Origin of the sequence: Psychrobacter piechaudii (genome assembly GCF_900162825.1) — a bacterium.
Taxonomy (GTDB): Bacteria; Pseudomonadota; Gammaproteobacteria; order Pseudomonadales; family Moraxellaceae; genus Psychrobacter; species Psychrobacter piechaudii.
This window is the reverse complement of sequence record NZ_FUGE01000176.1, coordinates 1-10,616: the sequence shown is the minus strand read 5'-3', so window position 1 is coordinate 10,616 and position 10,616 is coordinate 1. Positions and strand designations below refer to the sequence as shown.

Annotated in this window: 8 protein-coding genes and 1 pseudogene; 4 read left to right on the top strand and 5 right to left on the bottom strand. The window is 41.0% G+C overall.

Translation table 11 applies throughout. The annotated features are described in order from the left end of the window. Nucleotides 1–20 precede the first annotated feature (20 nt). From A1019T_RS09835 to A1019T_RS09820, 4 genes are all read left to right on the top strand, one after another. Nucleotides 21–1,910, top strand: coding sequence for a glycosyltransferase family 2 protein (locus tag A1019T_RS09835; RefSeq protein ID WP_077451494.1), 1,890 nt, complete (start codon nucleotides 21–23; stop codon nucleotides 1,908–1,910). A gap of 137 nt (nucleotides 1,911–2,047) precedes the next feature. Beyond that, nucleotides 2,048–3,454 carry a glycosyltransferase gene (locus A1019T_RS09830; protein WP_077449424.1) on the top strand — a complete coding sequence of 469 codons (1,407 nt, stop codon included), beginning with the start codon at nucleotides 2,048–2,050 and terminating at the stop codon, nucleotides 3,452–3,454. A 5-nt stretch (nucleotides 3,455–3,459) separates the two neighbouring features. Continuing rightward, the gene (locus A1019T_RS09825; protein WP_077449425.1) at nucleotides 3,460–4,788 is read left to right on the top strand and encodes a hypothetical protein; all 1,329 of its coding nucleotides are present in this window, start codon (nucleotides 3,460–3,462) and stop codon (nucleotides 4,786–4,788) included. A 50-nt stretch (nucleotides 4,789–4,838) separates the two neighbouring features. Then, nucleotides 4,839–5,855 (top strand): glycosyltransferase family 2 protein, encoded by a 1,017-nt coding sequence (locus A1019T_RS09820; protein WP_077449426.1) that lies wholly within the window; start codon nucleotides 4,839–4,841, stop codon nucleotides 5,853–5,855. Between the two features lie 67 nt (nucleotides 5,856–5,922). On the opposite strand, the gene A1019T_RS09815 is transcribed toward A1019T_RS09820, so the two are convergent. The 5 genes and pseudogenes from A1019T_RS09815 to A1019T_RS09795 form a co-directional block, all read right to left on the bottom strand. Continuing rightward, entirely contained in the window at nucleotides 5,923–7,083 is a 1,161-nt protein-coding gene (locus tag A1019T_RS09815) for an ABC transporter substrate-binding protein (protein ID WP_077449427.1), read from the bottom strand. A gap of 9 nt (nucleotides 7,084–7,092) precedes the next feature. Continuing rightward, complete coding sequence (gene potC / locus A1019T_RS09810) at nucleotides 7,093–7,884, bottom strand: spermidine/putrescine ABC transporter permease PotC (RefSeq protein WP_244156621.1); 792 nt, start codon at nucleotides 7,882–7,884, stop codon at nucleotides 7,093–7,095. 11 nt (nucleotides 7,885–7,895) lie between these two features. Then, a pseudogene (locus A1019T_RS09805) lies at nucleotides 7,896–8,510 on the bottom strand (ABC transporter permease subunit); the annotation flags it as partial. Beyond that, nucleotides 8,489–9,487 (bottom strand): hypothetical protein, encoded by a 999-nt coding sequence (locus tag A1019T_RS09800; RefSeq protein WP_077451493.1) that lies wholly within the window; start codon nucleotides 9,485–9,487, stop codon nucleotides 8,489–8,491. The gene A1019T_RS09800 and the pseudogene A1019T_RS09805, both read right to left, overlap by 22 nt. 44 nt (nucleotides 9,488–9,531) lie before the next feature. Further along, on the bottom strand, nucleotides 9,532–10,616 hold a 1,085-nt coding region (locus A1019T_RS09795), incomplete at its 5' end, for a site-specific integrase (protein WP_143514105.1).

Here is a 10,616-nt window from a genome sequence, read left to right as displayed (position 1 = left end):
GATAAAACCAAGGATAATCCATGAGTAACAGACCGCTAAATTTTCATACTATAAAAAACGATAAAAAAAGCGTAAACACTATAATAAAAGACTTTAAACCGCTACTCCCAAATGAGCAGATGTTAACTTTAGGCAATCCTAGCTTGGATAAACCTGCGTTAAATACTTATATCTCAGATATCCATAAATCAAATACCTATAAATTGGATAAATTAAGCTCTGACAAACTAAATACTCAGAAACAGGTAGCTTTGAGTTTTCAAATTATGACTCGAGCAGAGCCACCAGAGCTTGTGATAGAGACTATTAAATCATTATTGGCCGTAAAGAAACCTCAAGATGAAATTCTTATTGTTGATAATAACAACCAAGAAACCCATTTATATCAGCCTCTGGCAGACTACTGCAATAAACTACACCCTAAGTTAAACGTTCACTTTTATCATGTCGATTCGGTGAAGGGTTATAAAGCAGGTGCGCTCAATTTAGCGCTTCAGCTGATGGATGATGACTGCACCCACATTGTGGTCGTAGACAGTGACTACCAAGCGCTTCCCCATGCAAGAGCGGCCATTGCCAATGCTATCGCTACTTATCCTAAGCATACTTTGCTACAGTTCCCCCAGTTTTATCGCAGTAGTGCACAAACTGAAGTACAAAGTGAGTTAAACCATTATTTTAATCATCACTTATTGCGCTCTTTTAATTGCTCAAAAGCCTTATCTACGGGCACTTTCGCTGTTATTAATCGTAGTGACTTATTGGCACTTGGTGGTTGGTCTTCAGCGTCAATTACTGAAGATGCCCAGATGGGGGTTAAAATGCACCGTAGTGGGTTATTCAGTCAATTCATACCTGAAGTTATCTCTACAGGGCTATTGCCTCATACATTGAAAGACTTGATGTCACAGCGCCAACGTTGGATATACGGTAATATGCAGGTGCTTAGTGGCTATTTTAGTTCTGCACCTGCCTCTAAAGTTGATGCCACTCAAACGTCAACACCCTCAGCTTCACCCACAACATCTAAAGACAGCAGTGTTTTTAGACATACACAGAGTATGGGCGAAAGACTGGAATATTTGCGGGCCCATTTTTCTCAGCTCACGGCTTGGGTTAACTTTACTGGTCCGTTTATTGTGCTGCACCTTTTCGCTTTGCTAATGATTGCGGTGTCTACTGTTTATCCTATTTCTAAAGCGGCTGTACAGTTGCCTTTGATGATGGTTTATAGCGGTTATGCGTTTTTTGTGATTCGACGTTTGATGGCTTATTTAAATGATAAGGCACCTCTTAATAAGCAGGTCAATCATCAACATCAATTTACCCTCAAAGGTAAACTTCGTACTTGGCTTATGCACCTTAACTTCTGGGAGCTGGGAGCCTTATCTTGGGCGCCCGTATTGTGGGGGCAAAATAAACCCTTTAACTGTACGCCAAAGCATAACTTGATGACCGATCATACTGCCCCATGGTTAAAGAGTCTGATGGTTGCTCCCAAGCTGTTGTTGCTATTAAACCTATTCACTGCTGTGATGGTCTCACCGCTGACTGACTTTTATTCGCCTGCACTGTTTGTTTGTGCGGTTAGCTTCCTGTTGCTAAAGGTTGCCTCAGTAATGGTGGCTATTAATAACTTCTCTGCTGCCAAGACTCAAAAGCCGGTGAAAATAGCTACAATGCGCTCAGAACAATATATTAATACAGTCACAGGCCAGTTTGTTGGCCCGACACCCGCTAAATTAGCCATAAAAACAACATTAGAGCGTTCTAAGTTAGAGGCCACTGCCAAACTAGACAATTTAGCTAAGGTCATTGAGAAGTCTAAGCTGTCTAACCTAGAAGCCTCTAATAACCAACAGTTTATTAGTAAATCTGATGTGACTTATTTTGATAAGAAGCAACTTTAATCGCCTTTTGTTATCCATGTACTTAGTTATGAATATGCTGAATTTTAGCTTTAAATAATTATTTTTAAACAATGATCTTTAAACCATAAACGACTTTATAACCTTATATTTTTGCGACTTTTCGTCTTGAGACCCCTATGTTATCTTCTCCTGTTACAAGATCCGCTCAGCAACCTGCTGAGTCATTTCAAAATGATCCTTATATTGCTACTAACCCCCACTCACCTGCCCCACTACGAATAGCGGTTATTGCCCACTCGCTATATCCTATTGCCGAGCCTTATGCTGGCGGGTTAGAGAAGATGACACATTTAATATGCGATGGCTTAGTAGATCTTGGTCATGAAGTGCTGTTATACGCACACAAAGACAGTAAAACAAAAGCGACGTTAATGCCATTGCTCACTGAAGATAAATTTGATCAGCTCATTGGAGAAACTGGCCCCCAAAACTTATCAATGAGCCGTGAAGAGCTACACAGTTACTTAGCTTATCAAATGGCAATGCGCGACATCATTGCGCGTGATGAACGTGGTGACATTGATATTGTTCATAATCATAGCTTACACCATATTCCTATGATGACCGGTCAAGCTTTTGGGCCCCGTTTTTTCACCACCTTTCATACCCCTATTTTCCCCACACTGCATCTGGCACTTTTAACGCTCAGTCAGGGTACCAGTACCCAATTTACAGCGGTGAGCGAATATCAGCAGCAGCTTTTTTCAGAATTTGTGCCCTCCCACGTGGTCTACAATGGTATCGATATAACATCTTTTACTCCCAATCTAGAGCCCATTGAGGAAGAGGTGTATTTTTGGTGTGGTCGTATTTGCCCAGAAAAAGGCACCCATTTGGCGATGCAGTATTGCAAACAGGCCAATAAGAAACTGATTATTGCCGGACCAAAGAGTAATGAAGGATATTTTAACGAGCAGGTTGAACCCTTATTGCAGCAAGATGCCAGTCTTGGTAAAGACAAGCTGTTTAGCTATGTGGGTCATCTTACTAACTCTGAGATTAATCAATATCTACGCCAAGCCACCGCTATGCTATTTACGAGCACCTGGGATGAGCCCTATGGATTGACTCTTGCAGAGAGTTTGGCGTGTGGTACTCCGGTATTAGGATTCGATGCCGGAGCAAGCTCTGAAATTATCACGCCGGAGACAGGTATTATCGTCGCCAAAGAAGATGGGAACGCTTTTGTACAAGGCTTTAATGAGATTAAAAATATTTCGCGTCAATCTTGTCATGAGCGCGCTTTACAGTTTTGCTCTGTGCAAGCGATGGTAGAGGGCTATTTAGACTTATACTACCAGACGCTAGCTCAAATTGACTCAGCCTTATTGAACACAACACGAGCCAGCCAATCAGCACGCCAGCAGCCTGATTGGCAACACCTAGTAGATTGCGCTGACAATATTAAAGGTACGGATAGCCTTAAACGTCAGGCTAATAGATTCGTGAATATTGATAACGACACTCAGCAGCCATTGTCGCAGCCTGTTGACCTCGCTGTTTCAAATTTTGGTCAGGAATAATATCAATGAATATCGGGTACTATGCTCACCATCATGGGTCAGGACACTGCCGCCAAGCCGATAAGTTGGCGGCTTTATTGCCCGCTGATCAAAGAAGTCATTTCACCGTATTTACCAGTTTAAGCGCAGAGACCTATGCGTTTAACTCTATACCTGAGTTGCAAGTGATTAGGTTGGCTGCAGAAGATGAACTTGAGAGCGATACCTTAAAAGGTAGGGCCGGAGAATACTGGCAGCCTAATAGTTTGCATTATTCACCAGTGGGCAATAGCAATATACAAAAGCGCAGCCATAAGATTCTAGACAGTATCCATAAACTCAATATAGAGCTTATGATTATTGATGTCAGTGTTGAGGTTGCAATGCTGTGCAGAGCCGCAAGTATTCCTTATCTGTATGTAAGATTACCCGGTGTGCGTGATGATACCCCTCATTTAAATGCTTTTGCTGGGTCATTAGCTATGATTGCACCCTACCCAGAGGCTTTAGATGCTGGTGTTACCCCGCAATGGTTACCTTCTAAGACGTTATATCTTAATTTTATAAACGCTGTTCAATTTGCTAATGTTTCTTATCCAGAGTTTATTGCCTCGTTGGTGTCTTTTGCAAATAATAATAATCTACCTATAGAGGTAGATGATCGTCCCATTATAACGGTGATTAAAGGCTACGGTGGGCATGAAGATATTGATAATAAACTGCCCAAATTGCGAGAACTATTGCCTCATGCTCTCATTATTTCATTAGGTCCAATACATCATGATATACGTGATTTTGTAGATATCGCTGCTGAAGTTAACGATGTTACACCTTTTATAGAACATAGTGATTGTTTACTGATGGCTTGTGGCTTAAACGCTATTGCACAAGTTTATAGCACTGATACGCCTCTAGTGGTATTACCAGATTTTAGACCTCATGATGAGCAACATTTTACAGCTCAGGCCTTGATAAAAGAAGGACGCGCAGTAGATTGGGACTATTTTCAACAATTAGTCTCCAGGCATGGTAATGAATTATTTTCAGATAACTCATTATTTATGGGGCAAGCTTCAAATAACTCTAATCCTGCACCTATACTAGAATCAGAATCAGAAATACCAATATCTGCAATAGCAATATCTGCAACACCAATATCTGAGACGGCAATATCTGAAACAGAGGTGTCTCAATCTGCTAGTGATAATGATTTTGTTACTAATACTATAACTTCTAATATAAATCTAAAACCTTCAATAGCCGAAGAGTTTATGCAAAGTACGAAAATTTACACGTCTATTAATTCATGGTTTCAAGATTGGTTGCTGCCACGCATTAATTTACAACCAGATTAAACTTATTCATGGCCTAACTTACGACATTTCAATATCAAAGATAATCACCTATGGTTTCTCATTCTGCATCTCAATCGACGTCCTCAATGCCTGATTTGGCACAAGTCAGTGTCATTACCACTTGTTATGGCCGCAATACCCATCTATATAATTTATTAAGCAGTCTTGAACAAGGCAGCGTTCAACCTGCTGAAGTGATTATCATCAACGACGATGCAGACCCTGAGCGTTTGGCTGAGTTTGCGCTAAATATTATCAAGATACCTACCACAGTGGCATCAAGCCCTAAAACTGAGGACAGCGCTAAGTTCGATATCGGCCACAATCGCAATTTGGGAGCGCAGCATGCCAGTCAAAATGCGCTTATCTTTCTGGATGTGGACTGTATAGTGGCACCGTATTTTATTGAACAGTTTAGTCTGAAGTTACAACGCCACCCTGAAGCTTTATTAATGGGACAGCCGCGTTATCTAACTCGGCCGTTAAGCTCTGAGGAAAGCCTGCAGTTAAAGTTGGGTCAATTACCGACGTCACATCTTGACCAGATATCGGTCTATAACCCTTACCGTTTTAACTTTGATCCTAGTGACTCAATACCTTCAAAGCCCGCTACAGACTCAGACAGCGATGGGACATTGCAAACGGCGTTACAGCAGACTGAAGATTACGGGGCTTTTTGGAGTCTATGCTTTGGCATTACCCGACAGCAGTTCGATAAAATAGGGGGTTTTGACACCCAATATATTGGCTATGGTGCAGAAGATACGGATTTTGCTTTTACCGCTCGCTCACTAGGTATTAAGTTTTACCTAAGCGCGGATGTGGCTTACCATCAACAGCATAGCGTGTCTCGTCCACCGCTAAATCACTTAGACAGCATCGTGATTAATGCCAATCGTTTTTATCAAAAATGGCAACATTGGCCGATGCAAGGTTGGTTGGAACAGTTTGTATCAATGGGATTGATAGATTGGCAGGAGCAGCAACCATCTTCGATAGAGATTATTAGATTACCCACTAAAAAGGAGCAGGACATGGCACACTGTCCTAACGCTCCTTTTGTTTAAATGGCTTTTTAAGGGTTCATATTTAAAATATTAAAGACTGCCTTTCAAAAAAATGGCAGCTATCAAACTACATATCGACTTTTAAACGATCCCAGTATTTTTGATACAGTGCCATGGTCTTATCGCCAACATCTCGACGGAATAAAGCGTGACCCATTTTATCCGCTGGCGGGTAGATAATCTCATTGTTTGCCATCTTAGGTGGCATTAAGGCGCGAGCAGCATCACTCGGTGAGCCGTAACCAATTTCTTCACTGATAATCGCTGAGTTCTCAGGGCGCATTAAAAAGTCGATAAAGGTATAAGCGTTCTCTAAGTTTTTCGCATTTTTAGGAATGGCCATATTGTCCATCCACATGATGACACCCTCTTTAGGATAAACAAAATCAAGCTCAGGCATACCTTGGTCTTGCGCCATAATAACCTCACCATTCCAAGCCAATCCCAAATAGGTTTCACCTTCCATAAATGGCATACGCGGCGCGTCTGAGTTGAAAGTACGCACATTTGGCATTAATGTTGCTAATTTTTCATAAGCTGCTTTGATGTGATAGGGATCTTGAGTTGAGGTAGGATAACCAAGTGTCAAAAGACTCATAGAAAATACGTCACGTAGGTCATTCATCAGCATGACTCGACCTTTATATTGTGGTAACCACAAATCGTCCCATGAATTAATAGACGATAAATCTATACGCTTAGTATTGACCGCAATTCCTGATGACCCCCATAAATAAGGCACACTATATTTATTTTCAGGATCAAATTCTGCATTTAACAGTGTCTTATTCAAAAGTTTAAAGTTGCTGATCTTATTATGATCAAGCACTTCAAGCATATTCTCCTTTCGCATTTTATCAACAAAATCAGTACCTGGGAATATGACATCATAATCACCACTATTGCGCATCAGCTTTAGCTTGGCATACATTGCTTCATTGGAGTCAAAGGTACTGTAAACCACCTCAATACCCGTTTCCGCAGTAAAAGCTTTAAGCACACTGTCAGAGATGTATTCAGTCCAATTATATACGTTTACGACTTTACCTCTCTTAGTAGCTGGTGCATTTTGAGTAGAAGTCGCATCTGCTACCTCATTCTCATTCTTACCAGACTGTTGGCAACCTGCCAAACCAAGACCTGTTAAGCCTATCAGTCCTGCTCCCGTCATCTCCAAAAAACGTCGACGTGTGACAAGGTTATTTTTGGGCATATGGTTCTTTGGCATAACTTATCCTTAACGTTTTCTGAGAAGTAGTAATTGAGAAATGAGCAAACCTACTAGTGATATACCCAGTAAAATCGTACCCACAGCGTTAACTTCCGGCTTAACCCCAACACGGACCATAGAGTAGATTTGTAGCGGTAAAATCTCAAAACTGGCGCCCGTATTAAAGGTCGATACCACCACATCATCTAAAGACAAGGTAAACGCCAATACCCAGCCGGCCAATACTGCTGGCAAGATAATTGGCAATAATACAGTGCGAATCATGGTGAATTCACTGGCACCCAAATCACGCGCTGCCTCCAATAAACTGTTGTCCAAACTGGCCAAACGCGCTGAGACCGTAATCACCACAAACGGTAGACAGAAAGTAATGTGTGCCAATAATAAGGTCACGAAGCCCAGCTCAATACCTATCATTAAAAACAACGCCAATAAAGAAATTGCCAATACAATCTCAGGTGACATCATTAACACAAACAATAGGCTTTGTAAGACGCTTTTGCCTTTAAAATCATAACGCTGAAAAGACAGGGCGGTCAGACTGCCAATCACTGTGGTCACCGTGGCCGCCACTACTGCTAATAGCACTGAATTAATCGCAGCTTGTATCATCGCTTCATTGCTAAAAAGCTCATGATACCAGTGTAAGCTGAAGCCCGCCCAGCTATACCCTACTTTAGAGGCGTTAAACGAGAACACCACCATTACCAAAATAGGGGCAAATAACACCAAATAAATTAGGGTCAAATAGAGACGAGAGAACCATTTCATTGCATTGCTCATTGTTGTACTGGTCATATCCGCCTCCCCTAAGCCACTTCATTGTGATCGGTTTTGCCGATACGTTTGCTGCTGGCATAATATGCCGCAATCAATATCGCCATGGTCAATGTCAACAGCACACTGGCTGCCGCACCAAATGGCCAATCTCGGGCATCTAAGAATTGGGACTTAATAATATTACCTACCAACAAGTTGCGAGACCCTCCCAAGATATCAGCCACATAGAACATGCCCATTGCCGGTAGCAGCACCAACAATACCCCAGAGATAATACCTGGTGTGGTCAACGGTAAAATCACATGCCAAAAGGTTTGAAACTTATTGGCGCCTAAGTCTTTAGATGCTAATACAATGTCCTGCCGCAAGTCTGTAAATACCGCATACAATGGCAACACCATAAATGGAAACAACAGGTACACTAGCCCGCCAATCACCGCTTTTTCGGTATATAAAATCTGCAAAGGCTCATTAATTAAGCCCATACCAATTAAGGCGCTGCTTAATAACCCATTGGCCGCCATAATCAGCTTAACCGCATACAAACGAACCAAAGAGTTGGTCCAAAATGGAATGATTAGCAGTAGCATCAAAAACGACTGCCAGCGTTTTGAGGTGCGGCTCACCAACCAAGCAAAGGGATAGTCTTTTTCTGCACTACTCTAATCTCATAACCATGATAGTTTAAACGACTTCCAATTCGTATCTGACTATCCAAGCTTAAACTTTGCTTTAAGTCGGTGACTGCTTTCTCACTCGATGCTCTAATCTGCCAGTGTGACGCGTTAATAAGTTGACAGCCTACATCCAAAAACTGCTTTAAAAGCTCCTTCTGACTTTGCTTAATACCAAAATGCAGGGACGACGAGTTAAAACTTTGCTTATTTGAAAATATCTCTACGAAAATTCTGAGAGCCTCAGGATTTTTTATAGATAGTCGATAAGCCCTATCTAAGGCTCTAACTAGTAATTCCTGATTTTTACTACCTTTTGGTGCCCCGAGCAATAATCTCTCCTCATTTATAAAAATATGCCTAGCATTAAAGTAAAGCTCTCTAGCCTCGCTTAGGCTAATTCCATACCTTATCGCTACTTCAGGAAGCGCCTTATTCCGATTGTCTAAACTAACCTTCTCTAATTCCTCTAAAAACGCGATCACATCATAATATTTCGAGTGAATAAAAATAGAGTTACTTTTTTCATCTAAGTGAGAGTGAGTTTGATTTTCACTAGTTGTGGCCGGTAGAGCTTTGTCGTTCAGATCTTCACAGTTAAACAAAGATTGGTTGCTAACACTAATCTTCTTAACTAAGTACGACCTTAGCTTCGATAACTGTACCAACTTAGTCGCGGGATCATAAGCAGTAGTATCCTTTCTATACACTGAGTTATAGTTAAGGCCCGTTACCGCTTGCAAGACTGTAAGCGGCAGTCTCAATTTTGACTCGCTTATCTGAATACCTGCCAGCAAATGAGCAGTATGAATATAATGCTCGAATGTGGTATCACAGGTTAAGTGACCTGCAAAGCTTGCTAGCCCAAACCAGGCCCCCTGCTCTTGATGATATCCAATAATACTTTTACTAATTGCATTGCACTGCTCTAACTCATAATCAGTCATTACAGATACTAGCGGAGACTTGCGTAATGCTAAAGCTAAATGGCTTATTGCTGTATGCCGAAAGCTATGAAAAGTAAAATCATGCTCCCAAGTAATCTATCCCAGATTACTTTCATCATATTACTAAAAAATGTGCTTGGGAGCGGCTGCCTACCTGATCCTTGTGAAAATAAATATGTTCGTTTTAATCTTTCTTGGTAATGATAAAACTCAATAAAAAGCTTTTTCTCATCTTGTTTGAATAGACATGCTAGTGGTATAACACGACTAGCACTACTACTCTTTAGCCGTCGATAACGGTTAGGTCTTAGCCATATTTTAGGCTTTCCTACTATTAAATTATCATCATTAACATATATATCAGCGATATCCGACACTTTAATGCCAATGAGCTCATTTATACGCAGTCCTGAGCGGTAAGCTAAGCTCAAAATAACCAAGCACAGTCTTTTTTGTTCATCCTCTAGCGTTGAGTTATTGATATAAGCTTTCATCGCACGATAAATTCGAGGAGATATTATGTTGGCCTTTATAACTTGGCGGTTACTACCCCAAGGAAAATACACATAAGGTGCGTCGTAATAATCACGCTGATAATCATGGAAAGTTCGCAAACGGCCATAGGTAAATTTCTGAGTATCTTTTAGCTTATTCAAATATGAAAACTCAATCTGACCTGCCAGCTCACCGATGAGATTAGATTCTTTTTTCATGACAGGTTTTTTTCGGCCATCTTTAACTTTGCTTTGAATGATTTGCTCGTAGATAGTCTCATACTCTTTGCTACCCCACGCATCTATATCCTCATCCATTGTTAGCATTAGCCAATCACGTCCTATACAGCCTACGTATTTAGCTATACTCTCTTGGTTTATGCTTTTATCATTTAATAAATGACGCACCCACCCCAAAATACGTTGTGCATTTGGCTGAGGAAAGTCATCTAGCAGTTGCTCAATACAGTTGGTGGAGCCTGCTCTAGTATCTTTAAGTGCTTCCTGAACCTCTCTAATCAAATTTTTACTAAATGCAGGGTAGCTACTCCTCTTTTTGCTATCAGTAGAGATTTGTGAGGTGACTGCTTCAAATAATTCATGCCACTGTAATGGCTTAGGACTTTTATTAAACT

Coding starts and splice junctions, on each gene's coding strand:
- A1019T_RS09825 (WP_077449425.1), top strand. CDS start 3,460: ATGAATATCGGGTACTATGCTCACCATCATGGGTCAGGACACTGCCGC.
- A1019T_RS09835 (WP_077451494.1), top strand. CDS start 21: ATGAGTAACAGACCGCTAAATTTTCATACTATAAAAAACGATAAAAAA.
- A1019T_RS09800 (WP_077451493.1), bottom strand. CDS start 9,487: ATGACTGATTATGAGTTAGAGCAGTGCAATGCAATTAGTAAAAGTATT.
- potC (WP_244156621.1), bottom strand. CDS start 7,884: ATGACCAGTACAACAATGAGCAATGCAATGAAATGGTTCTCTCGTCTC.
- A1019T_RS09820 (WP_077449426.1), top strand. CDS start 4,839: ATGGTTTCTCATTCTGCATCTCAATCGACGTCCTCAATGCCTGATTTG.
- A1019T_RS09830 (WP_077449424.1), top strand. CDS start 2,048: ATGTTATCTTCTCCTGTTACAAGATCCGCTCAGCAACCTGCTGAGTCA.
- A1019T_RS09815 (WP_077449427.1), bottom strand. CDS start 7,083: ATGCCAAAGAACCATATGCCCAAAAATAACCTTGTCACACGTCGACGT.